At 65.1% G+C, this 23,665-nt stretch carries 25 protein-coding genes; 10 read left to right on the plus strand and 15 right to left on the minus strand.

The window, feature by feature from the left end:
• Positions 1-10 precede the first annotated feature (10 nt).
• The 3 genes from RAD16_RS38395 to RAD16_RS38405 all read right to left on the minus strand — a co-directional run bounded on the left by RAD16_RS38395 (position 11) and on the right by RAD16_RS38405 (position 2,643).
• Positions 11-223, minus strand: coding sequence for a hypothetical protein (locus RAD16_RS38395; RefSeq protein WP_458163065.1), 213 nt, complete (start codon positions 221-223; stop codon positions 11-13).
• A 123-nt stretch (positions 224-346) separates the two neighbouring features.
• Positions 347-1,456 carry an amino acid ABC transporter permease gene (locus tag RAD16_RS38400; protein ID WP_458163066.1) on the minus strand — a complete coding sequence of 370 codons (1,110 nt, stop codon included), beginning with the start codon at positions 1,454-1,456 and terminating at the stop codon, positions 347-349.
• Between the two features lie 2 nt (positions 1,457-1,458).
• Positions 1,459-2,643 (minus strand): amino acid ABC transporter permease, encoded by a 1,185-nt coding sequence (locus RAD16_RS38405; protein ID WP_458163067.1) that lies wholly within the window; start codon positions 2,641-2,643, stop codon positions 1,459-1,461.
• 88 nt (positions 2,644-2,731) lie between these two features.
• On the opposite strand from RAD16_RS38405, the gene RAD16_RS38410 reads away from it, so the two are divergent.
• The 4 genes from RAD16_RS38410 to RAD16_RS38425 all read left to right on the plus strand — a co-directional run bounded on the left by RAD16_RS38410 (position 2,732) and on the right by RAD16_RS38425 (position 6,780).
• On the plus strand, positions 2,732-3,604 hold the full coding sequence (locus RAD16_RS38410) for a MurR/RpiR family transcriptional regulator (RefSeq protein WP_458163068.1): 873 nt from the start codon (positions 2,732-2,734) through the stop codon (positions 3,602-3,604).
• 3 nt (positions 3,605-3,607) lie between these two features.
• Positions 3,608-4,957, plus strand: a complete 1,350-nt coding sequence (locus RAD16_RS38415; protein ID WP_458163069.1) for an aspartate aminotransferase family protein — start codon at positions 3,608-3,610, stop codon at positions 4,955-4,957.
• A gap of 12 nt (positions 4,958-4,969) precedes the next feature.
• The gene (locus tag RAD16_RS38420) at positions 4,970-5,983 is read left to right on the plus strand and encodes an amino acid ABC transporter substrate-binding protein (RefSeq protein WP_458163070.1); all 1,014 of its coding nucleotides are present in this window, start codon (positions 4,970-4,972) and stop codon (positions 5,981-5,983) included.
• 146 nt (positions 5,984-6,129) lie between these two features.
• On the plus strand, positions 6,130-6,780 hold the full coding sequence (locus RAD16_RS38425; protein WP_458163071.1) for an aspartate/glutamate racemase family protein: 651 nt from the start codon (positions 6,130-6,132) through the stop codon (positions 6,778-6,780).
• On the opposite strand, the gene RAD16_RS38430 is transcribed toward RAD16_RS38425, so the two are convergent.
• A complete protein-coding gene (locus RAD16_RS38430; RefSeq protein ID WP_458163072.1) occupies positions 6,777-7,424 on the minus strand; it encodes a TetR/AcrR family transcriptional regulator in 648 nt (215 codons plus the stop codon). The two genes, RAD16_RS38425 and RAD16_RS38430, sit on opposite strands and share 4 nt — an antisense overlap.
• A gap of 154 nt (positions 7,425-7,578) precedes the next feature.
• Between RAD16_RS38430 and RAD16_RS38435 the strand changes: the two genes are divergently transcribed.
• From RAD16_RS38435 to RAD16_RS38455, 5 genes are read left to right on the plus strand one after another with little or no spacing between them, the layout of a single operon-like run.
• The gene (locus RAD16_RS38435; protein WP_015687579.1) at positions 7,579-7,788 is read left to right on the plus strand and encodes a ferredoxin; all 210 of its coding nucleotides are present in this window, start codon (positions 7,579-7,581) and stop codon (positions 7,786-7,788) included.
• A 57-nt stretch (positions 7,789-7,845) separates the two neighbouring features.
• The gene (locus RAD16_RS38440; RefSeq protein ID WP_458163073.1) at positions 7,846-9,066 is read left to right on the plus strand and encodes a cytochrome P450; all 1,221 of its coding nucleotides are present in this window, start codon (positions 7,846-7,848) and stop codon (positions 9,064-9,066) included.
• A gap of 32 nt (positions 9,067-9,098) precedes the next feature.
• Positions 9,099-10,421: an MFS transporter gene (locus RAD16_RS38445; RefSeq protein ID WP_458163074.1), complete on the plus strand. Its 1,323-nt coding sequence runs from the start codon at positions 9,099-9,101 to the stop codon at positions 10,419-10,421.
• A 3-nt stretch (positions 10,422-10,424) separates the two neighbouring features.
• Positions 10,425-11,090, plus strand: a complete 666-nt coding sequence (locus RAD16_RS38450; RefSeq protein ID WP_458163075.1) for a sulfite oxidase-like oxidoreductase — start codon at positions 10,425-10,427, stop codon at positions 11,088-11,090.
• 26 nt (positions 11,091-11,116) lie between these two features.
• Positions 11,117-12,340: a bifunctional alpha/beta hydrolase/OsmC family protein gene (locus tag RAD16_RS38455; RefSeq protein ID WP_458163076.1), complete on the plus strand. Its 1,224-nt coding sequence runs from the start codon at positions 11,117-11,119 to the stop codon at positions 12,338-12,340.
• Here RAD16_RS38455 and pdxR read toward each other — a convergent pair whose 3' ends face one another.
• Complete coding sequence (gene pdxR, locus RAD16_RS38460) at positions 12,341-13,768, minus strand: MocR-like pyridoxine biosynthesis transcription factor PdxR (protein WP_458163110.1); 1,428 nt, start codon at positions 13,766-13,768, stop codon at positions 12,341-12,343.
• A 61-nt stretch (positions 13,769-13,829) separates the two neighbouring features.
• On the opposite strand from pdxR, the gene RAD16_RS38465 reads away from it, so the two are divergent.
• Entirely contained in the window at positions 13,830-14,786 is a 957-nt protein-coding gene (locus tag RAD16_RS38465; protein WP_458163077.1) for a DMT family transporter, read from the plus strand.
• Here RAD16_RS38465 and RAD16_RS38470 read toward each other — a convergent pair.
• The 10 genes from RAD16_RS38470 to paaX all read right to left on the minus strand — a co-directional run bounded on the left by RAD16_RS38470 (position 14,765) and on the right by paaX (position 23,654).
• Positions 14,765-15,820, minus strand: a complete 1,056-nt coding sequence (locus RAD16_RS38470) for a YeeE/YedE family protein (protein ID WP_458163078.1) — start codon at positions 15,818-15,820, stop codon at positions 14,765-14,767. The two genes, RAD16_RS38465 and RAD16_RS38470, sit on opposite strands and share 22 nt — an antisense overlap.
• 114 nt (positions 15,821-15,934) lie before the next feature.
• Complete coding sequence (locus RAD16_RS38475) at positions 15,935-16,939, minus strand: quinone oxidoreductase family protein (RefSeq protein WP_458163079.1); 1,005 nt, start codon at positions 16,937-16,939, stop codon at positions 15,935-15,937.
• Between the two features lie 65 nt (positions 16,940-17,004).
• On the minus strand, positions 17,005-18,336 hold the full coding sequence (gene paaK, locus RAD16_RS38480) for a phenylacetate--CoA ligase PaaK (RefSeq protein ID WP_458163080.1): 1,332 nt from the start codon (positions 18,334-18,336) through the stop codon (positions 17,005-17,007).
• A 52-nt stretch (positions 18,337-18,388) separates the two neighbouring features.
• Positions 18,389-18,838: a hydroxyphenylacetyl-CoA thioesterase PaaI gene (gene paaI, locus RAD16_RS38485; protein ID WP_458163081.1), complete on the minus strand. Its 450-nt coding sequence runs from the start codon at positions 18,836-18,838 to the stop codon at positions 18,389-18,391.
• A 101-nt stretch (positions 18,839-18,939) separates the two neighbouring features.
• On the minus strand, positions 18,940-20,022 hold the full coding sequence (paaE, locus tag RAD16_RS38490; RefSeq protein WP_458163082.1) for a 1,2-phenylacetyl-CoA epoxidase subunit PaaE: 1,083 nt from the start codon (positions 20,020-20,022) through the stop codon (positions 18,940-18,942).
• A gap of 126 nt (positions 20,023-20,148) precedes the next feature.
• Complete coding sequence (gene paaD, locus RAD16_RS38495) at positions 20,149-20,652, minus strand: 1,2-phenylacetyl-CoA epoxidase subunit PaaD (RefSeq protein WP_458163083.1); 504 nt, start codon at positions 20,650-20,652, stop codon at positions 20,149-20,151.
• The gene (gene paaC, locus RAD16_RS38500) at positions 20,646-21,422 is read right to left on the minus strand and encodes a 1,2-phenylacetyl-CoA epoxidase subunit PaaC (RefSeq protein ID WP_458163084.1); all 777 of its coding nucleotides are present in this window, start codon (positions 21,420-21,422) and stop codon (positions 20,646-20,648) included. The genes paaD and paaC overlap by 7 nt, the downstream gene beginning before the upstream one ends.
• The gene (gene paaB / locus RAD16_RS38505) at positions 21,422-21,709 is read right to left on the minus strand and encodes a 1,2-phenylacetyl-CoA epoxidase subunit PaaB (RefSeq protein ID WP_008136594.1); all 288 of its coding nucleotides are present in this window, start codon (positions 21,707-21,709) and stop codon (positions 21,422-21,424) included. Before paaB ends, paaC begins: the two co-directional genes overlap by 1 nt.
• 9 nt (positions 21,710-21,718) lie before the next feature.
• On the minus strand, positions 21,719-22,711 hold the full coding sequence (gene paaA, locus RAD16_RS38510) for a 1,2-phenylacetyl-CoA epoxidase subunit PaaA (protein WP_458163085.1): 993 nt from the start codon (positions 22,709-22,711) through the stop codon (positions 21,719-21,721).
• Positions 22,712-22,787: 76 nt separating this feature from the next.
• The gene (gene paaX / locus RAD16_RS38515; protein ID WP_458163086.1) at positions 22,788-23,654 is read right to left on the minus strand and encodes a phenylacetic acid degradation operon negative regulatory protein PaaX; all 867 of its coding nucleotides are present in this window, start codon (positions 23,652-23,654) and stop codon (positions 22,788-22,790) included.
• Positions 23,655-23,665 lie beyond the last annotated feature (11 nt).

Here is a 23,665-nt window from a genome sequence, read left to right on the forward strand (position 1 = left end):
TCCTTGTGCCCTAATCGTTCGCCTTCGGGCCACCGTGATACTGATGCGCGTCGTAGCCCGAATCCTCCGTCATAGCCGCGTTGGCCGTGAAACCCGGAGGGGACTGTGACATCCGGACGGTGGCTTCCGAAGCCATGGATGGATGGTGCACCACGTCGCGGGCGTCGGCAGCGGAGCAAAGCGCGACCAGAACGGCCGACGCGGCGAGAACAGATTTCATCATGATTTGACGTGCCTCTTGTTGAAGCCCACCAGCAAATAAGAGGTGGATGTCGCAACGTAGGATTCCCAGTCTGAATCCGGGCTCCTGCCATAGGCGCGGCATAAACATTTCGTGCTTTGCGGATTACCTCGCGGCGGTGTGAGCTTCGAGGCTCCGGCTGTAGCGCGACATCGCGAAGCAGAACACGAAATAGATCGCGGCGACGAAGATGTAGACTTCGACGGAGAACTGCTGCCAGGCGGGATCGATGATCGCGGTCTTGGCCGTCGTCAGCAGGTCGAAGATGCCGATGATCAGGACGAGGCTGGTGTCCTTGAAGAAGGCGATGAAGGTGTTCACCAGCGGCGGGATGACGTGGCGGATCGCCTGCGGCAGAACGATCAGGCGGTGCTTGCGCCAGTAGGACAGCCCCAGCGCATCAGCGGCCTCATACTGCCCGCGCGGCACGGCCTGGAGGCCGCCGCGGATGACCTCGGCAAGATAGGCCCCCGCGAACAGGATGATCGCGATCTGCGCGCGCAGCAGCTTGTCGATGTTGAAGCCGCTGGGCATGAACAGCGGAAACATCACGCTCGCCATGAACAGCAGGCTCACCAGCGGCACGCCGCGGATCAGCTCGACATAGAGCACGCTGAGCGAGCGGATCGCCGGCAGCTTCGACCGCCGGCCGAGCGCGACGAGAATGCCCAGCGGGAAGCCGAATGCCAATCCGAACGTCGCCAGGATCAGCGTCACCGGCAGGCCGCCCCAGCGGTCCTGCGAGACAAAGGAGAGCCCGAACACTCCGCCCCACATCAGCACGCTGATCAGCGCGAGCGCGCCGATCCAGAGAAAGGCCAGCTCGCGCCGCCACAGCGCGCGGCGGGTGGAGAGATAGAACAGCGCAATGAACAGCACCACGGACAACGCCGGCCGCCACTGCTCGTCGAACGGATAGGTGCCGAACAGGATGAAACGATATTTTTCGGGGATGACCGCCCAGCAGGCGCCGAGGCCGCGCACCGCTTTGCAGGCAGTGGAGTCATTCGTGGGCGTGAGCCAGACAGCATTGGCGATACCCCACTGCACGAAGCTGAAGATGCCCTTGGCGAGCACCGCCAGCAGCACGACCGTGAGGATGCCATTCGGAATCGAAGAGAACAGATTGGTGCGCAGCCAGCGCAGCACCGGATTGCCAATCTGCGGGCGGCGGGCCGCCCGCGGTGCATCGGGGATGTCGGTGATGGCAGTCATGATCAGCGCTCCACCAGCGCGATGCGCGCATTGTACCAGTTCATGAAGAAGCTGATGCCGAGGCTGATGGTCAGGAACACCGCCATGATCAGCGCGATCGCCTCGATCGCCTGCCCGGTCTGGTTCAGCGTCGTGTTGGCGACCGAGACCACGTCCTGGTAGCCGATCGCGACCGCGAGCGAGGAGTTCTTGGTGAGATTGAGATACTGGCTGGTCATCGGCGGCACGATGACGCGCAGCGCCTGCGGCAGGATGATCTGCCGCAGCATGAAGCTGCGGCGCAGGCCCAGTGCATTGGCGGCATCCCACTGGCCGCGCGGCACCGACTGGATGCCGCTGCGCACGATCTCGGCGATGAAGGCCGAGGTGTAGGTGACAAGCGCGATCAGCAACGCAAAATACTCCGGCGCGAGCGTCAGGCCGCCGACGAAATTGAAACCGCGCAACTGCGGCCATTCGATCGACCAGGACACCCCGAGCAGCACGGACACCGTCGCGGGCAACGCGAGGATGAGGCCAATCGCAAAGGGCCAGGCCGCCCGCGGCTTGCCATCGCGCATCTGCTGCGCAATCAGCCATCGCCTGATGAAGTAGAACACGACAAGCCCGAGCACCGCCGTGACGAGCACCCATAGCTGCGGCGAGCCTACCGGGATCGCCGGCAGGATCAAGCCGCGATTGGACAGGAACACGCCCTCGACTGGTCGCCACGCCGCACGCGCGGCCGGCAGGGCCTGCATCAGCACGTACCAGAACAGGAGCTGGAGCAGCAGCGGGATGTCGCGGAGCGTCTCGACATAGACCGCAGCAAGCCGTGACAGCAGCCAGTTCGCCGACAGCCGCGAGATGCCGACCAGCGTGCCCAGGATCGTCGCCAGCACGATGCCGATCACGGCGACGCGCAGCGTGTTGGCGATGCCGACGACGAAGGCCCAGAGGTAGGTATCTCGGGGATTGTAGGCGAGCAGGCTGTCGGCGATCGGCATGCCGGCTTCGCGGCCGAGAAAGGCAAAACCGGTCGTGATGCGGCGAGCCGAGAGGTTGGTGACTGTGTTGGACCAGAGGAAGGCGACGACGGCGAGCACGATGCCGACGACCAGAACCTGCCAGAACAGGCCCTTCAATTCGTTGCGCCCGGGCGCGAGGAAACTGCGGCGCGGCGGCGGCCTGGGGTGATCGTCGGTCACAGCACAAAAATCCTTCTCGAAATGCAGCGATTTCCGGCGGCGCACGTCAACTGTTGCACCAAACTCAGATCCATGCAACAAATGTTTCATGGCCGAGCCCGCGAAATCCTCGCCCCTGAGCGAACTGCGCATTGCATTGCCATCGCTCCCCCTGCGCCTGCAGGAGGTCGGCCGCTTCGTCGCCGCCAATGACTATGACGCCACCACCCGTTCGATGCGCGATCTCGCGGCCGAAGCCGGCGCCGATCCCGCCGCGTTCACGCGGCTTGCCAAGGCGATCGGCTATTCCGGCTGGGACGAACTCCGTGCGGCGCTGACGGAAGCGCGGCGGCCGTCGCAGACCTCGCCCTTCTCCGGCCGCGCGAAGAGCCGCCGCCACGGGCCCAACGCGGATGCCGCGTTCATCGCTGACAAGCTCGAGGCCGAAGCGGCCGGCCTCCCGCGTATTCCAGCGCAGCCGATCGCGGACGCGGCCCGTGCGCTGCACGAGGCCAAGCGGATCTGGATTGCCGGCTATCGCAGCTGCCGCAGCGTCGCGGAGCTCTTGAATTACGAACTGCGGCTGTTTCGCCCCGAGCAGGTGCAACTCGTCGGCGTGTCCGGCCCCGACGATCTCGATCTCGGCGCGTTCCGGCCCGGCGAGGCCGTCATCGTCGTCGGCTTCCTGCCTTACACCCATGCGAGCGTCCGCGTGGCGCAAGCCGCGCATCGCGGCGGCGCAACGCTGATCGCCATCGCGGACAGCTTGTCGGCACCGATGGCCGAGGGCGCCGACCACGTGCTGCTGTTCGAGGCGGCCTCATCGCCCGGCTTCTTCCCCAGCCTCACCGGCGCCATCGCCATCGCGCAGTCGCTCGCCGCGGTCACGTTCTCGCTCGGCGGCATCGCTGCGAAGAAGCGCCTTGAAAATACCGAGGCCCGGCTCGCCGCGGCTTCTACCTACGTCTCAGAGAAAGGTTGACCCATGGCCGCTCGCACCAGCCGCGTGCTGCACCGTTCGCTCCGCGAAACGCCGCCCAAGGCGATCGGCGGCGAAGGCGTCTATCTCTTTGCCGAGGATGGCCGCCGCGTGATCGACGCCTCCGGCGGCGCCGCGGTCTCCTGTCTCGGCCACCAGCATCCGCGCGTGATCGCGGCGATGGCGAAGCAGGCCTCGACGCTGGCCTATGCGCACACCGCTTTCTTCTCCTCCGAGCCGGCCGAGGCGCTGGCCGAGCGGCTGGTCGGGCACGAGCCCGGCGGCCTCGCCTATGCCTATTTCGTCAGCGGCGGATCGGAGGCGATCGAGGCCAGCATCAAGCTGGCGCGGCAATATTTCATCGAGCGCGGCGAGCCGCAGCGGCAGCATTTCATCGCACGGCGGCAGAGCTATCACGGCAACACGCTCGGCGCGCTCGCGGCCGGCGGCAACGCCTGGCGGCGCGCGCCTTACGCGCCGCTGCTCTCGGCCGCCTTCAGTCACGTGACCCCGGCCTTTGCCTATCACGAGAAGCACGACGGTGAATCCGATGCGCAGTTCGTGGCGCGGCTCGCGGCCGAGCTCGAAGCCGAGTTTCAGCGGCTCGGGCCCAACACCGTCGCGGCATTCCTGGCCGAGCCCGTCGTCGGCGCCACCGCCGGCGCCGTGACTGCCCCGGACGGCTACTTCAAGGCGGTGCGCGAGATCTGCGACCGGCACGGCGCCCTGCTCATCCTCGACGAGGTCATGTGCGGCATGGGCCGCACCGGCACCACGCATGCCTGGGAGCAGGAAGGCGTCGCGCCTGATATCCAGGCGATCGCCAAGGGCCTCGGCGGCGGCTACCAGCCGATCGGCGCGATGCTCGCGAGCGGCAAGATCATCGACACGATCCGCGCAGGCTCCGGCGCGTTCCAACATGGCCACACTTATCTCGCGCACCCGCTGGCCTGCGCGGCCGCGCTCGCGGTGCAGGACGTGATCCGCGAGGACAATCTGCTTGAGCAGGTGAAGCAGCGCGGCAGACAGCTCGAGCAGCGGCTGACCGAGCGCTTCGGCAATCACCGCCATGTCGGCGACATCAGGGGCCGCGGCCTGTTCTGGGCGATCGAGCTCGTCGCCGATCGCGCCAGCCGCACCTCGTTCGATCCCGCGCTCAAGCTGAACCAGAAGATCAAGGCGGAGGCCTTCGCCAACGGGCTCGGCTGCTATCCCGGCGGCGGCACTGTGGACGGCGTCCGCGGCGACCATGTGCTGCTTGCGCCGCCCTATATCGCTTCGGCAGATGAGATCGATCAGATCGTCGACAAGCTCGGCACGGCCGTCGACAACGTGTTGCGTAGTGTCAATCACTGAGGGGAGAGTCACATGATGAGGAAAGTGGTTATCGCAGCGGGCGTGCTCGCGGCATCGACGGTGGTCGCACCGGCGGCGACGCTCGACACGGTGAAGAGCCGCGGCACGCTGGTGTGCGGCGTCAGCGCGGGCTTTGCCGGTTTCTCGGCACCGGACTCGCAAGGCAATTACAAGGGCCTCGACGTCGACTATTGCCGCGCTCTCGCGGCCGGCGTGCTCGGCGATGCCAGCAAGGTGCGCTACGTCTCGCTGACGGCGCAGAACCGCTTCACCGCGCTGCAGTCGGGCGAGATCGACGTGCTCTACCGCAACTCGACGCAGACGTATTTGCGCGGCGTCACGCTGGGCTTGCGTCAAGGCCCGATCAACTTCTACGACGGCCAGGGCTTTGTCGTGAAGAAGGATCTCGGCGTGAAGGAGCTGAAGGACCTCAAGGGCGCCACCGTCTGCGTCGCGCAAGGCACCACGCATGAGGTCACGCTCGGCGATTACGGCCGCGCCAACGGCATCGACTGGAAGCCGCTGGTGTTCGACCGCGTCGACACCATGTACCAGACCTTCTTCGGCGGCCGCTGCGATGCCATGACCCAGGATGCTTCGGCACTCGCCGGCGCGGTCACGACCGCAGCGCCGAACCCGGCCGACTACGTCGTGCTGCCGCAGACCATCAGCAAAGAGCCGCTCGGACCCTTCACCCGCAACGGCGACGAAGTCTGGAGCGACATCATCACCTGGCTACATTACGGCCTGATCGAGGCCGAGGAGCTCGGCGTCACCCAGGCCAATGTCGACGAGATGACGAAGTCGCAGACGCCGGCGATCCAGCGGCTGCTGGGCGCCTCTGGCGATCTCGGCTCGCGACTCGGGCTCGACAACAAATGGCTGGTCACGGCGATCAAGGCCACCGGCAATTACGGCGAGATCTACGAGCGCAATGTCGGCAAGGCCAGTCCGCTCAAGCTCGAACGCGGCCTCAACGGCATCTGGAGCAAGGGCGGCTTGATGTACGCGGTGCCGTTCAAGTAACGTCTGCCGTGTCCCTGACGCGCTTGCGGTGTACAACGCTGCTGCGCAGAGCCGGGACCCAAACACGAATGGGCCCCGGCTCTGCAGCGCAATACTCCGCATTGCGCTGCGTCCGGGGCACGAGACCTGACAGGTAGTCACCTTCAATGACGACACCCCCGCGCATCGCCCTGATCCACGCCCTCAAGCACTCCATCGCCCCGATCGAGGCGGCGTTCGCACAGGCGTGGCCGGAGGCGCGCCTAATGAATCTGCTCGACGACAGCCTGTCGGCGGACCTCGCGCGCGCCGGCAAGCTTGACGATGCCATGACCGAGCGCTTCCTTGCGCTCGGCGATTATGCGGCGGCGACCGGGGCGAACGGCATCCTGTTCACCTGCTCCGCTTTCGGCCCCTGCATCGAGGCGGTCACACGGGCGCATGCGCCGATGCCGGTGCTCAAGCCGAACGAAGCCATGATCGAGCGCGCCGTGACGATGGGCAAGAAGATCGGCCTGCTCTCGACCTTCCCGCCGACGCTGGTCTCGATGCCGCCGGAGTTTCCAACCTCCGTCCAGATCGTGCCAAAGCTTGCCGAGGGCGCGCTGGCCGCACTCGACCGCGGTGATCGCACCACGCACGACCGGCTGATTGTCGAAGCATCGCAGGATTTGCGCGATTGCGACGTGATCGCGCTGGCACAGTTCAGCATCGCATCGACCGCGCCGATGGTCGCGGAAGCCACCGGCCGCCCCGTTGTGACGACGCCGGACAGCGCAGTCGACAAGCTGATGAAGCTGCTGAAGGCGAAAGCCTAAGCGCCGGCTTTCTTCCGGCGCCGCGCGTCCTTGATCGCGACCGCCAGCGCAGCCTTCGTCTCGTTGACGAAATCCTCGACCAGCTCCTCGCGCGTGGCATGCGCCGCTTCGCCGGTGAAGAGCCCCTGCTCGGCCAGCATCACCACGCCGTGCAGCGCCGCCCAGATCTTGAGGGCTTGTCGCTCGCGCAAATAACCGACCGCCGGCGCCTCGAGCGCCTCGATCACGAGCCCGAACGTCTCGTGCGTGGCCTCGTGCAGCTCGCTGCCTTTCGCCGCGCAGGAGACGGTGCGGGATGCGAACATCAGGCGGTACACACCGTTACGACGCAGGCCGAAGTCGAGCGTCGCCTGCGCCAGCCGCGACAGTTTCGATTGCTTCGACGGCTTCGCCATCGCTTCGCGCAACATCGCGCTGAACTGCCGGAACGCCTCGGCCGTCACCGCCGCGAACAGCGCCTCTCGATCGGCAAAATGCCGGTACGGCGCCGGCTGCGAGACACCGAGCTGCTTTGCCAGCGCCTTGATGCTGATCGCTTCCGCTCCGCCCTGCTCCGCCTCACGCAACGCGGCCTTGATCAAGGCGTCGCGGAGATCGCCATGGTGATAGGTGTTCTCGGGCTTGCGAGCCAGTTGTGAACGCATGTTACGGCGAAGCCTATAAGTTTGCGCTTGACAGGGGAAGCCTGTCGCGAATGTAATAGCATATAACTTAGAATGGACGGCAAATGCCGTCGATAATGTTGACAAGAGGAACGCGCGCAGTCTTCGGGCCGCGCATATGACCGAGGAAGCCGCCATGACAGAGCGACTGAGGGTTCACGTCGATCCCGACAAATGCCAGGGCCACGCGCGCTGCAAGGCGCTGGCGCCGGAGCTGTTCGAGCTCGACGAATACGGCAATGCCCATGAAGCCGGCGACGGCATCGTTCCGCCCGGCCTCGAGGACAAGGCCTGGCTTGCCAAATCCAATTGCCCGGAAATCGCGATCGACGTGATCGAGGAGTAGCGCGGCCCTGCCCGCCTCCACGTGCCTTCAGCGAACACGAGCCTCAGGGGATCCGAGATGTCCGACGTCAGCCAGCCCGCCGCCCATCCGCCCGTGACCGACTGGGTCAACGATTTCGACCACACCGATCCGCAATGGACGGACGATCCCTTCCCGATCTGGGAGAAGCTGCGCGCCGCGAGTCCGGTCGTGCATACCGACCGCTTCCTCGGCTGCTACATGCCGACGACCTATGAGGCGGTGCGCGAGATCGCCAACGACACCGAGCATTTCTCCTCACGCCGAATCATCGTCCGCGACGTCCGGCCCGAGGTGGCCAGGAACGCAGCCCCGCCGATCACCTCCGATCCGCCCGTGCACAAGACGGCCAAGCAATTGCTGCTGCCGCCCTTCACGCCGGACGCGATGAAGAAGCTGGAACCGCGGATGCGCGCGATCTGCAATGAGCTGATCGACGGCTTCATCGCCGACGGCAAGGTCGACGCCGCCGCGCGCTACAGCAAATACATCCCGGTCCAGGCCATCGCGCACATGCTCGGCATTCCCGAGAGCGACAGCGATCTCTTCATCAACTGGATCCACATGATCCTCGAGCTCGGCATCAAGGACGAGACCAAGCTGATCCAGGCCGTGCAGGAGATGAGCGCCTATTTCAGCGCGCATATCGAGGCGCGCAAGAACAAACCGACCGGCGACCTGATCTCCTATCTGATGAACGCCAAGGACAAGGAGGGCAACCCGCTCGAGGACTCCCATGTGCTGGGTTCGCTGCGCCTGCTCCTGATTGCCGGCATCGACACCACCTGGAGCGCGATCGGCTCCTCACTCTGGCATCTCGCGAGGACGCCGGCCGACCGCGAGCGGCTGATCGCCGAGCCGGGCCTGATCCCGACGGCGGTGGAAGAGTTGCTGCGGGCCTATTCGCCGGTGACCATGGCCCGCGAGGTGGTCAGGGAAACCACGATCTCGGGCTGCCCGGTCAAGGCGGGCAACATGGTGCTGCTGTCCTTCCCGGCCGCCAATCGGGACCCGAAGATGTTTCCGGACGCTGACAAAGTCGTGATAGACCGCCGGGAGAACCGCCACGCCGCCTTCGGCCTCGGCATCCACCGCTGCGTCGGTTCCAACCTTGCGCGGATGGAGATGCAGGTTGCGCTGGAGGAATGGCTGAAGCGCATTCCGGATTTTCGGCTCGATCCGGCAGGCACCGTGACCTGGTCCCAAGGCACGGTGAGAGGCCCCCGCCAGTTGCCATTTCTGCTTGGAAAGGCGATGTAGGCCTTTCCAAGACCAACGGAGAGAGGCCGGACGTGACTGAGCAAGCAACCCTACCGGCCTCCGACCATATCGACATCGCCGACGCCGAGCGGCGCATCAAGGCGATCCTCATCGGCTCGATCGGCAATCTGGTCGAGTGGTACGATTTCTACGCCTATACGGCATTCGCGCTCTATTTCGCTCCGGCCTTCTTCCCCGGCAACGATCCCGTCGTCCAGCAGTTGAATGTCGCCGTCGTGTTCGCGGCGACCTTCCTGATGCGCCCGCTGGGTGGCTGGCTGTTCGGCTACATCGCCGATCATTTCGGCCGGCGTATCTCGCTGACGCTGTCAGTGGTCTTCATGTGCTTCGGCTCGCTGATCATCGCGCTGACGCCGACCTATGCCACGATCGGCTTTGCCGCGCCGGTGATCCTGGCGCTGGCCCGCGTGATCGAGGGTCTCAGCCTCGGCGGCGAATATGGCGCCAGCGCCACCTACCTCAGCGAAGTCGCCGATCCCAAGCATCGCGGCTTCTATTCGAGCTTCCAATACGTCACCCTGATCGGCGGCCAGCTCACCGCGATCATCGTGCTGTTGCTCCTGCAAAAGGTCTTCCTCACGCCCGAAGAGCTGAAGGCCTGGGGCTGGCGCATTCCGTTCGCGATCGGCGCGGCACTCGCGATCTTTGCCGCGGTGATGCGGCGCAATCTGCACGAGACCGAGGCGTTCGAGGAAGCCAAGAAGGTGGTGAAGCCGACCGGCTCGATCGCCAATCTGCTGCGCTATCCGCGCGAACTGCTGCTGGTGGTCGGCCTCACCGCCGGCGGCACCGCGGCGTTCTACACCTTCACCACCTACATGCAGACCTTCGTCAAGCTCTCGGTTGGGCTGACCGAGGACCAGACCACCTTCGTGATCTTCGGCACGCTGATATTCGCGACCATCCTGCAGCCGATCTACGGCGCCATCTCCGACAGGATCGGCCGCAAGCCGCTGCTGATCTTCTTCGGCGTCGCCGGCACGCTCGCGACCGTGCCGCTGCTGATGACGCTGAAGGAAACCAAGTCGCCGTTCATGGCCTTCATCCTGATCTGCTGCGCCTGGCTGTTCGTCGCCGGCTACACCTCGATCAACGCGGTGGTGAAGGCCGAGCTGTTCCCGACCAATGTCCGCGCCCTCGGTGTCGGCCTGCCCTATGCGATCACGGTCTCGATCTTCGGCGGCACCGCGCCGGCGATCGCTCTCTATTTCAAGAGCATCGGGCACGAGGACTGGTTCTATTACTATCTCGCCGGCGTCATCTTCCTGTCGCTGATCATCTATTCCACCATGCGCGACACCAAGCACGCCTCCGCGATGCATCGCCACGAGTAGCTCATGGCTGACGACAACGAGCCGCCGCCCGACAGCAAGCTGACGCGCACCAAGGAGAAATGGGCGCGCGAAGGTCGCTTTCTGACGGGGAGGATTACGCGCTCCGAGGATCAGCGCCTGCCGCCCGGTCAGCATCTCACGAAAGACTGGCCCGTGCTCGATCTCGGGGTCCTGCCGCCAGTGTCGCGCGATCGTTGGCAGCTCGACGTCTACGGCGCGGTCGAGAACCCTGTGTTCTGGACCTTTGCCGAATTCGCCGCGCAGAAGCAGGACCAGTTCACCTCCGACATCCACTGCGTGACGACCTGGTCGCGCTACGACAATCTTTGGGAAGGCCTCGCCACGCGCGAGCTGCTGGCGGCCTGCCGGCCGCGCGAGGATGTTCACTTCGTCGTGCTGCATTCCTATGACGGCTACACCACCAATCTCGCGCTGGAAGACTTTGCCGCCGAGGACGCGCTGCTCGCCCATAGTTGGTCGGGCCAACCGCTGACGGAGGAGCATGGCGGCCCGGTGCGGCTGGTCGTGCCGCATCTCTATTTCTGGAAAAGCGCGAAATGGCTCCAGGCCATCGAATTCCTGACCGACGACGCGCCGGGTTTCTGGGAAGTCCGCGGTTATCATAACCGCGGCGATCCCTGGGCCGAGCAGCGCTATTCAGACGATTAGAATTTCAACAAGAACGGGGGAAGCCCATGCCGACGGAACGCTTTCAATTCACCGGCAAAGGCGGCCATCAGCTTTCGGCCGCACTGGAGCTGCCGGACGACGAGCCCGCCGCCTACGCGCTGTTCGCGCACTGTTTCACCTGCGGCAAGGACACGCTGGCCGCCAAGCGCATCTCGGTCGCACTCGCGGCCAGGGGCATCGCGGTGCTGCGTTTCGACTTCACCGGGCTCGGTTCCAGCGAAGGCGATTTTGCCAATTCGACCTTCTCCTCAAACGTCGCCGATCTCGTCCGCGCCGCCGATCATCTGCGCACGACACGCAAGGCACCATCACTCCTGATCGGCCACAGCCTTGGCGGCGCGGCGATCCTCGCTGCAGCCGGACAGATTCCCGAAGCCAGGGCGGTCGCGACCATCGCCGCGCCGTCCGATCCCGCCCATGTCACCGGCCTATTCAAAGAGCATATCGACAGCATCCGCGCGCAGGGCGAGGTCGAAGTCTCGCTCGCGGGGCGACCGTTCCGGATCAAGCGCGAATTCCTCGACGACGTCGCCGAGCACGAGTTGATGAAGGACATCACCGGGCTGCACAAGGCGCTGCTGATCATGCAGTCCCCCGTCGACGACACCGTCGGCATCGACAACGCGACCAAGATTTTCGTTTCGGCGAAACATCCCAAGAGCTTCGTCTCGCTCGACCACGCGGATCATCTACTGACCAAGCCGGCCGACGCGCTCTATGCCGCCGATGTGATCGTCGCCTGGGTCAGCCGCTACATTGATACGGCAAAGCCCGGGAAGGTGATGGATCTGGCCGAAGAGCCGCGCAGGGTCGTGGTGCAGGAGACCCGCAAGAGCAAGTTCAATCAGATCATCACGGTTGGGCCGCATCATCTCGTGGCGGACGAGCCGAAAGCTGCCGGTGGCGAGGATGCCGGCCCCGGGCCCTATGATTTCCTGCTCGCAGGCCTGGGTGCCTGCACCTCCATGACCATGCGCCTCTATGCCGACCGCAAGTCCTTGCCGCTTGACCGCGTCACGGTCACGCTGAAGCACTCGAAGATCTATGCCAAGGACTGTGCGGAGTGCGAGACGCGCGATGGCATGCTCGACCAGATCGAGCGCGACATCGCGATGGACGGCGCGCTCGACGCCGAGCAGCGCAAGAAATTGATGGAGATCGCCGACAAGTGCCCGGTGCACCGGACGCTGACCTCGGAAATCCGCATCGTCACGAAAGCCCTGGACTAGCTAGAAGCACGACGCCATCGTCCGTAGCGCTGCACTGATCTCGTTCTCACGCCAGGCCGCAAAGCCGAGCAGCAGACCGTGATCGCGCGGCTTGCCCAGGGCGAGACTCGATAAGGCCCGCGTCTCCACGCCGGCCTCAACCAGCCGCTTCACGGCCGCCTGATCGGCGCGACCGCGCTTGAGGCGCGCGACGAGCTGGATGCCGCCCGAGGGTACCTCGACTGAGAGCACTTCTCCCAACTGGCGCTCCAGCCCCTCAACGAGGTGATCGCGGCGCGCATGATAGAGCCGGCGCATTCGGCGCAGATGCGCGAGGAAATGCCCGTCGGCGATGAACTCGGCGAGCGCTTCCTGGATGTGGCTGGACGCGATCAGCCCGATGTGCCGCTGTGCAATCTCGAATATGCCGACCAGCGCCGGCGGCACGACGAGATAGCCGAACCGGATATCCGACGTCATCGCCTTCGAGAAGGTGCCGACATAGAACACGCGCTCATGGGCATCGAGACCCTGCAAGGCCGGCACCGGCCGACTGTCGTAGTGAAATTCGCCGTCGTAATCGTCCTCTACGATCCAGGTCTTTCCGGGCCTGCTCGACCTCAAGAATTCAGTGCGCCGCGCCAGCGACATCAGACGCCCGGTCGGATGCTGATGCGACGGCGTCATGAAGATGAGTTTTGGCGCGGCCGGTCCCGGCAATCGCTGCATGCCCTGCTCGTCCAACCTCATGCCCGTCACACGCGCACCGGAGGCGCGGAAGGCCGCAGCGGCGCCGGGATAGCCGGGATCCTCGACCCAGATGTCATCGCCCGGCGTGATGAGCGCAGCCGCGATCAAGGTCAGCGCGGCCTGCGCGCTCGGCAGGATCATGATCTGGTCGGCCGTGGCGCGAACACCTCGGCTGGTCGCCAGATAATGCGCCAGCGCCTCGCGCAAACGCGTGCGGTTGACCGGGCCGAGCTCGCGCTTAGCCGCGCGCACAGCGCTGCGGCGCAAGCATCGGGCCCAGACCTCGTTCGGAAACTCCCTTGCATCACCATGCCCCGGGCGCAGCGGCTTGAGCGGCGCCTGATAGGACATCGGCCAGTCGATCTGCCTGAGCTTCGAAGCCCAGGGTGAGAGCCGCAGCTTTCCAGACCGTGCGCCCGAGGCAGCGGTCGCGCTTTCGCTCCGCTGGCCGCCATCGACCGTCACCACCGGACGGCGGCCATGCGATGCCTCGAGATACCCCTCCGCGGCAAGCTGCTCGAACGCATAGGTGACGGTGTTGCGCGAAACGCCGAGATCGCTCGCAAGCCGCCTGCTCGACGGCAGCGCGCGGCCTTTGCCGAGACGGCCGGTCGCGATCAGGCCGCGGAGCTGGCTCGTCAATTGCGCCACCAGCCCCTCGTCGTCGGCCCGGTTCAGGTCGATCAGGCCGGCGATCACGTTGTCCGAAACTGGCACCTTATTCCTTTCCGATCTGGCACTTTTTTAGGAGCCAGACGGGATGCTATCCACCGGATCGGACTGCTTCAAGGACCTCGTGATGAACTCCTCCCTGTCTCCCCGCACGGCCGTCAGCCTGTTCCTCATCGTCGTGCTGGCCTGGGGCGTGAACTGGTCGGTGACGAAGCAGCTCGTGCAATTCCTTCCACCGTTGTGGACGTCTGCGATCCGGAGCTGGATCGCGCTGGCTGGATTGTTCGTGATCCTCGGACTGAGCAACAACCTGGTGATCCCGGAGCGGCGCGACATTCCGGTGGTCCTGAGCGTGGCGCTGCTGCACATGACGATATTCTCTGTCCTGGTTGCGGCCGGCGTGCGCTTTCTGCCCGCGAGCAAGGCCATCGTGCTCGGCTACACCACGCCGCTCTGGGTTGCGATTGCCGCGCCCCTGCTCGGGAAGGATACGCTGACCGCGCCAAAGCTCGCAGGTGCCCTGCTCGGACTGATTGGGCTGGCCGTGATCCTGAACCCGACGTCCATTGATTGGACCAATAGCAACGTCCTGCTCGGCGCCGGCATGGTCATCCTGGCCGCGATCTCCTGGGCCGCGAACATCATCTATATCCGCGCCCATCGCTGGATCGCGTCCCCGCTTCAGCTCCTGATCTGGCAGGTGCTGGTCGCCACGATCGTGCTGACTGGATCGGCGCTGGTGACCGATGGCCTGCCGCATGCGGAATGGTCGTGGCGGCTCGTGCTGCTGTTCCTGTATTCCGGCCTGATCGGAACAGCACTGGCCTATTGGGCGATGTCGATGGTCAACAAGAGCATCTCGGCGCTGACGACGGCGCTCGGCACCACCGGCACGCCGCTCGTCGGCATCGCCAGCGCGGCGATCCTGCTGGGCGAGCCCATCGACATCAGCCTTGCGGTCGCGGCCGCGCTGATCGTCACCGGCATCGGTCTGGCGACGCTCGGCGACCGGCTGCTGCGCGGTCAGGCCACCGCGAGCGGCTGAACGCGCAAGCTGCCGCGCAGGCCCGCGGTCGTGCCGAGCAGGATTCCGGCGATCGCAACGAACGAGCCCAGTGCGAGCGTCGATACGCCTGTCAGCCCCTGCCCGATCGAGCAGCCGAAGGCCATCACGCCGCCGATCCCCATCAGCGCGGCGCCGCCGGCCGAGCGCAGCATGTGGCGCGGCGAGGAATAGCCTTCGAGCTGGAAACGGCCGGTGGCGAGCGCGGTGATCAGGCTGCCGGTGAAGGCACCGGCGACCGTCGCAATGCCGAAATTCGGTGTCAGGCCGGTCGAGAGCATGGCGTATTGCAGGGCGTCCGCGATCGGCGCGACGAAGGTGAGCGAGGTCACCGGCACCGGATTGAAATCATCGGCCCCGAGATAGCCGGTCACGTACCAGCCGCCGGCGACGAGAAGACCGACGATGATTCCCGCCGCGATCTGGCCCGGCGAGCGGCGGAACGCCGGATGGGCGAAGGCAAACAGGATCAGCGCGACGACAATCATCGCAGCGGCCAGCGCGCGCGAGACGGCTTCGCCGGGACCAAGCGTCGCCAGCAGCGACGGCAGCGAATTCGCCTTGACGGTCGTTTGCGAGGCCTGAACCAGCGCAATGCGCGCCGGCGCGATCAGGCCCTTGAGCGTCATCTGCGCGGCGATGCCGAGCACGATCACGACGACGAAAGAGCGGAGATTGCCGCGGCCGAGCAGCACCAGCGCCCGCGAGCCGCAGCCGTTCGACAGCACCATGCCGTAGCCGAACAGCAGGCCGCCAAGAAACAGCACCGGCACCGAAAAGGTCGGCTGCAGATAGATCGACTTGCCGGGATCGACCATGCCGTTGCCGGCAAGGAACTGGCTCGCGGCGATCGCCACCGCAACGGCCAGCGCATAGGACCGCACCAGCCGCCTGTCCCCCTCCGCCAGCCATCCGCGCATGCTGCTCATCAGGCAGAAGCCGCTGAGCAGGCCCACGGCCCCGTAGACAAGACCGATGACGAGGCCGGCAAGGATGACGAGTTGGGTGGATTCCATCTTCTACTCTTAAACCTCTCCGCATTCTTCGTCATTGCGAGCGCGGCGAAGCAATCCTGTCTGCTTCCGCGGATACATTTCTGGATTGCTTCGCTGCGCTCGCAATGACGAGTTTCAAGGCTTCAGGATCACGCGATCGCGTGACGAACCGGCGACGGCGACATACGCCTCCCTGGCCCGCTCCAGCGCATAGATCGCATTCGCCTTGATCGGAAACGGCTTGAGGTGACCGCTCGCAAAGCCGGGGCCGAGGTCGCGCAGCACAGCGCCGGTCGCGGCCGACGATAGCCCCAGCGTGTCGATGCCGACATAAGTGTGCTGGCCGCGGTAGAACTCGAGGATGTTGAACTGCACGATGCGGTCGATCGCGGCGATCAGGATCTGACGGCCGCGCAACGCAAGCGACTTGTGCGCGGCCTGGAAATAGGGATCGCCGACCGTGTTGAAGACGATGTCGGCGCCCTTGCCGCCGGTCAATTCGCGCACGCGTGTGGCGACATCGATGGCGGAAGCGTCGATCACCTCGATGGGCGCCTTGGCGTGGCCTTCATAGGCCTCCGCCTTGCGCACAACGCCGATGACGCGCGCGCCCTGCCAGGTTGCGATCTGCACCGCGGCCTGGCCGACCTTGCCGTTGACGCCGAACACCAGCACGGTTTCGCCGGGCTTGGGAATGCCGGCGCGTCGAAAACCTTCCATCGCGGTGACGAAGGGCACGCCGATGCCGGCGGCCTCTTCCCACGACACCGTCTTCGGCTTCTCCACCACGGCATCGGCCTCGACGACGAGATGGCTCGCGTGGGTGCCGTCGCGGCGGATGCCGAGATCGCCGGAGGAACCGAATACTTCGCGTCCCATCGTGCCGGCCGGCCCGTCGATCACCACGCCCGCGTAGTCGCGGCCGGGCGTGCGCGGAAACACGGCATAGGGCATCAGACCGGTTGCGGCCTTGACGTCGGACGGATTGACCGCCGCGGCCTTCACCTCGATCAGCAGATCGTTTGGACCGCGCGCGAGCTTGTGATGCTCGACGCTAGGTGCGACCGCGGTGGCGTTCTCGGCCTTGGCATTGAGGCGAACGCAGCGCGCGTCGACGGTTTTGGTATCGGCTGACGACATGGATAAGACCCGCGATTTATCGCGGGCGTTGTCGCCTTTGGGGGCGGTCAAGTCAATCCGTCAAGTCAGTCCTTGGGCCGCTTGTCGTAGAGCCGCTTGGCCTTGCCAAGCGAGCGTTCCAGCGTGGCCGGCGCGACCACCTGCACCCTGGAGCTGATGCCGATGGTGTTCTTGATATGGGTCGAGATCCGGTCGGCATGGTCGACGAGCCCCCGTCCGTCCCAGCTCTCGGGCCGCGCCTCGGCAATGATGGTCAGCTCGTCCATGCGGCCTTCGCGGGTCAGCTCCAGGATGAAGTGACCGCCGCACCAGTCGGTCGCGAGCAGCACCTCCTCGATCTGAGTCGGGAACAGATTGACGCCGCGCAGGATGATCATGTCGTCCGAGCGGCCCGTCACCTTCTCCATCCGCCGCATGCCCGGCCGCGCCGTGCCCGGCAGCAGCCGGGTCAGGTCGCGGGTGCGATAGCGGATCACCGGAAAGGCTTCCTTGGTGAGCGAGGTGAAGACCAGCTCGCCCTTCTCGCCGTCCGGCAGCACCGCACCCGTCACGGGATCGATCACTTCGGGATAGAAATGATCCTCCCAGATGTGCAGGCCGTCCTTGGTCTCGATGCATTCCTGTGCGACGCCGGGGCCGATCACCTCGGACAGGCCGTAGATGTCGGTCGCATCCATGTCGAAGGCATCCTCGATCTCGCCGCGCATCGCGTTGGTCCAGGGCTCGGCGCCGAAGATGCCGACCTTGAGCGAGCACTGGCGCGGATCAAGCTTCTGCCGCTTGAACTCGTCGAGGATCGCCAGCATGTAGCTCGGCGTCACCGTGATGATATCGGGGCGGAAGTCGTTGATCAGTTGCACCTGTCGCTCGGTCATGCCGCCGGAGATCGGCACCACCGTGCAGCCGAGCTTTTCGGCGCCGTAGTGCACGCCGAGACCGCCGGTGAAGAGGCCGTAGCCATAGGCATTGTGGATGATCATGCCGGTGCGGCCGCCGGCGGCGCGGATCGAGCGCGCCATCACGTCCGACCAGGTGTCGATGTCGCGCTGGGTATAGCCGACCACGATCGGCTTGCCCGTCGTGCCGGACGAAGCATGCACGCGCACCAGCTTCTCGCGCGGCACGGCGAACATGTTGAAAGGATAATTGTCGCGGAGATCCGTCTTCACCGTGAACGGGAACTTCGCGAGGTCCGAGAGCTCGCGAAAATCGGACGGATGCACGCCGGCCTTGTCGAAGGCCTTGCGATAATGTGCGACGTTGTCGTAGGCGTGCTTCAGCGACCCGGCCAGCCGCTGCTTCTGCAGCGCCATGATCTCGTCGCGCGACGCGCGCTCATGCGCGTCCATCTCAGCACTATAGGAATTGCCACCTTCCTTGAGCCTCGTCAGAGCCATCCTCGTTTCCCCACATCATTGGTTTGTTCTTTTTGTTAGTCTTATTGATCTCTTAGTCTTCTTGCGCCGGTAGCCACGTGCCGGGAATGACACGCGAATGCCCGCGGAATTCCGCGACGACGGTGTCGCCCGCGGTAACGCGCACGTCGTAAATGCCGGAGCGGCCGCCGCGGGTGACCTCACGCGCCTTTGCGACGAGGCGATCGCCGAGCTTGCCCGGCTTGATGAAGGTGATTTGCCCTTGCGCGGCGACGACGCGGTCGTTGTGCGAGTTGCAGGCAAAGGCGAAGGCGGAATCGGCGAGCGTGAAGATGAAGCCGCCATGGGCGATGCGCTGGCCGTTGACCATGTCCGGCCGCACCGTCATGGCGAGCGTCGCAATGCCCGGGCCGATCTCGACGATCTCCATGCCGAGACCTTTGGAGGCATCGTCCTCCGCCCACATCGCTTCAGTGCAGGCGCGGGCAACATCCTCAGGCGACAGGGCGGCTTTGACGTTCACGCGCTTCTCCCGGCGAAATTTTTGCTCATGATGTTGTTCTGGTTGGCCGACACTGTCAAATCATGCGACGCATTTGCATTGCGGAGCAGCAAGCCGTCCGATCAGACATGATCATAATCGACCACGACCCGCTTGGATGACGGCTTGGCCTGGCAAGTCAGGACAAAGCCGGCCTTCAGCTCCCAGGGTTCCAGCGAATAGTTGATGTCCATCGGCGCCTCGCCCTCGACCAGTTTTGCACGGCAGGTCGAGCACATGCCACCCTTGCAGGCGAAGGGCAGATCGATGCCGGCGCGCAGCGCGGCATCGAGGATGGCCTCGTCCTCAGCGACCGGCACGTCGCGGCGCTTGCCGTCGATGATCAGTGACGCGATCGCCTTCGGTGGCGCGTTGGGCGCAACGGCCTTCTTCGGCCGCGGCTTGCCGCCGAATTCGGAGACGAAGCGTTCGACGTGAATGCGCTCGTCCGCAATGCCGAGATCGCGGCAAGTCGCCTCGATGTCCTCGCTCATGCCTGAGGGGCCGCAGATGAAGACATGATCGACGCTCGCCGCCGGCACCAGCGAGCGCAGCAGCACCCTCACCTTGTCGCCGTCGAGCCGGCCGTGCAGGATCGGGATGTCCTGCTCCTCGCCGGAAATGACGTGGAAGATCGAGAGGCGATCGATGAAGCGATCCTTGAGCTCCTCGAGCGCCTCGAGGAACATGATGTTGTCGGTGGCGCGATTGCCGTAGAACAGGAAGAAGCGGCTGCCCGGCTCGCGCGCCAGAATGCCCTTCACGATCGACAGGATCGGCGTGATGCCGGAGCCTGCAGCGAAACCGACATGAATGCGTCCGGCGTCCGCTGGCGGGATGACGCCGAAGCGGCCGGTCGGCGTCATCACGTCGAGCTCGTCACCGCATTTCAATTCGTCAGCGGCCCAGCTCGAAAACGCACCGCCGTCGACCTTCTTCACGGCGATGCGGATCTCGCCGTCGTCAGGGCCGGAGCAGATCGAATAGGAGCGGCGTACCTCTTCGCCATCCAGCATGGTGCGGAGCGTGAGGTACTGACCGGGCGTGAAAGCGTAGTCGCCGGCGAGCTCGCCGGGGATGACAAACGTCATGGAGACGGCATCCGACGCCTCGCGGCGGAGGTCGTTGACGGCCAGGCGATGGAAGCGCGGTGCGGCTGCTGACATCAGAAAGACCCTAGGTCGCCGTCATTGCGAGGAGCGAAGCGACGAAGCAATCCAGACTGCTTCCGCAGAGAAAGTCTGGATTGCTTCGCTTCGCTCGCAATGACGATGGAGTTGGCATCATGTGCCTCAATGACACTTGAAATAATCGAAGGGTTCGCGGCAGGCCTTGCAGCGCCACAGCGCCTTGCAGGAGGTCGAGCCGAATTCGGACAAGAGCTCGGTGTTGTCCGAGCCGCATTGCGGGCACGTGACGGTCTGCTCGCCGAACAGCGCACGCCGCGAGTGTGAAGCTTGCGGCGGTGCGATGCCATAGGCGGTCAGCTTGCGGCGGCCCTCCTCACTCATCCAGTCCGTGGTCCAGGCCGGCGACAGCACCGTGCGCACCTTCGGACGATGGAAACCGGCGCGCTCCAGCGCCACCTCGATTTCGAGCGCGATCATGTTCATGGCCGGGCAGCCCGAATAGGTCGGCGTGATCGCAACCTCGACGCGGTCACCGTCGAGCACGACATCGCGGAGCACGCCGAGATCGGCAATGGTCAGGACCGGGATTTCAGGGTCGACCACGCTCGCCGCGGCATCCCACGCGCGCTGACGCGTCTCGCTATCCCGCTCCAATACCGTCACCATGTCTGCCCCGGAAACGTGCGCTGCATCGCTTGCAGCTCGGACAGGAGATGGCCGAGATGCTCGCTGTGCCGGCCGGCGCGGCCACCCTGCTGCATCCAGTCGTTCTGCGGCAATCGAAGCGTTGCTTCGCCGATGACATCGGACAGCGTCGTCAGCCAGCGGCCGCGCAAGGTGCCGGGATCGATGGCGATGCCGGCATGGATCAGGGCGCGCTCGCCGTCATCGACGGCAAACATCTCGCCGGTAAAAGCCCAGAGATGATCGATCGCAGCTTGCGAGCGCGCGTGGCTCTCGTCCGTGCCGTCGCCGAGCCGGATGATCCATTCCGAGGCGTGGCGCAGATGATAGGCGCTCTCCTTCTCCGACCTGGCGGCTATCGCCGCCAGTGTCGTGTCGCGCGAACTCATCATCGCGCGCCAATAGAGGTCGGCGAAAGCGGAGTAGAAGAACTGCCGCACCAGGGTCTGGGCGAAGTCGCCATTGGGCTGCTCGACCAGCAGCAGATTGCGGTACTGCCTGACGTCGCGCAAATATGCGAGCTTGTCCTCGTCGTTGTCCTTGCCTTCGACCTTGGCGGCGTAGCTGTAGAGCTCGCGTGCCTGGCCGATCAGGTCGAGCGCGATGTTGGAGAGTGCCATGTCCTCTTCCAGCATCGGCGCATGCCCGCACCACTCCGACAGCCGATGGCCGAGGATCAGCGCATCGTCGGCGCGGCGCAGTGCGTAGAGCACCAGCGGCGTTTCGGAGACCTGGATGTTCGCGGTCGCCATCACATGTGTCCCACTTCCTCGGGCACCTCATAGAACGTCGGGTGCCGGTAGATCTTCGATTCCGCCGGCTCGAACATCATGCCCTTCTCGGCGGGATCGCTCGCGGTGATCGCGGTGGACGGCACGACCCAGATCGACAGGCCCTCGCCGCGGCGGGTGTAGATGTCGCGGGCGGCCTGCAGGGCCATGGTGGCGTCGCTCGCATGCAGCGATCCGACATGCTTGTGCGCGAGCCCGTTGCGGCTGCGAATGAAGACTTCCCACAGCGGCGTGTTCGGCGTGGCCATAATGATCTCCTACTCCGCGGCTTGTGCGGTTTGGCGCTGTGCGCGTTTCGCGGCGTAAGCGGCAGCGGCCTCACGCACCCAGGCGCCCTCGTTGTGCGACTTGCGGCGCGCGGCCATGCGGTCGCGGTTGCACGGACCGTTGCCGGCGAGCACCTGCTTGAACTCGGTCCAGTCGATCTCGCTGTAGCGCCAGTGCCCTTCGGCATCCTGAATCATGCCGGGATCGGGAATGGTGAGGCCGAGATATTGTGCCTGCGGCACGGTGGCATCGACGAACTTCTGGCGCAGCTCGTCATTGGAGAAGCGCTTGATCTTCCATTTCGTCGAGGTGTCGCTGTGCTGGCTGGTCGCATCCGGCGGACCGAACATCATCAGCACCGGCCACCACCAGCGATTCAGCGCGTCCTGCGCCATCGCCTTCTGCTCCTCCGAGCCGCGGCACAGCGTCAGCATGATCTCGTAGCCCTGGCGCTGGTGGAACGACTCCTCCTTGCAGACGCGGATCATCGCGCGCGCATAGGGGCCGTAGGAGCAGCGGCACAGCGGGATCTGGTTCATGATCGCCGCGCCATCCACCAGCCAGCCGATGGTGCCGATGTCGGCCCAGGTCAGCGTCGGATAGTTGAAGATCGAGGAATATTTTGCCTTCCCCGCAAGCATGGCGTCGACCAGCTCCTCGCGCGAAGTGCCGAGCGTCTCGGCGGCGGCATAGAGATAGAGCCCGTGGCCGCACTCATCCTGCACCTTGGCGAGCAGCGCAGCCTTGCGGCGCAGCGTCGGGGCGCGCGTGATCCAGTTGCCTTCGGGCAGCATGCCGACGATTTCGGAATGGGCGTGCTGGGAGATCTGGCGTGTGAGCGTCTTGCGATAGGCCGCCGGCATCCAGTCGTTCGGCTCGATGCGCTCTTCGGCATCGATGCGGGCCTGGAACTGCGCAGCCTTGGCCGCGTCCTCGAGGCCGCGATCATCGGTCTCGGCCATGTTCAGCGCCTGGGTATACACGCGCGTCCTCCCGTTTTATTGGGAGGCAATATATAACAAAAAATGCTTCATGCAAGATATTTCTGTAACATATAGATCAGGCCTCGAACCTCCTTTCCAAGAGCTCTCGCGCCGGCGGCAACGGCCCTTTTTCATTGGTTCCATGGCCATCAAGCCATTGTTCCGACGGTGCAAGCAGCGCCCGATAGATCTCGCCACAGAGCGCGCGGGCAGCCCTGCCCGGCCAGTCGGCCGGCAGCAGGCTATCCGGCAGCAGCGGATCGCGCAGCACGACGCGGCGATAATAGTGGATCAGCAGGATGCGCGCGGTGAAGGCGTCGGCTTCGGACAGATCGGAGCCGCGGGCGAGCGCGGCGCGGAGCGGCTCAAAGGTCTTCATGAATTTCAGATAGGCGTCGGCGGTGCGGTCCAGCGGCCAGCTCGCGCTGAGCAGGCGGCGGCCGCTGTCATCCTCGGCCGAAACTTCGAGACGGATGGCGCTGGCGGCCTCGTCCGGCACCGGCACGCCTGACGGCGCAACCCACACGCCCGGCAGCGGGCTGCCGAAGCCGGCATTGCGGAGCGCTTCGCGCGAGACGTCGCGGTCCTCGCCATTCCCGATCAGGAGCAGCTCGAAGCGGCCGGTCCAGTCGGACGGCGGCGGATCGTAGATGTGGCGCGTGGCTGCCTCGAACGTCTGGCGTCCTTTCTCGGCCAGGCGATAAAAGCTGTTGCGGCCGACCTTTTCGCGCGTCAGCCAGCCATCGGCGGCGAGGCGCGACATCGCCGTGCGCACCACACCGGCGTCGATGTCCAGGCTCTCGAAGAATTCCAGCAGCGTGCCGAGCCACACCGAGCCGCCGCGCGGCACGATGGCGTCGCCGAACATTGTGATGACGATGGAGCCGGTACGTGACGGCTCACGCTTGAGCTGGTCGATGATGCGGGAGAGCGGATGCGCCATGCCTCACGCAT

Source organism: Bradyrhizobium sp. 18BD (assembly GCF_054185225.1).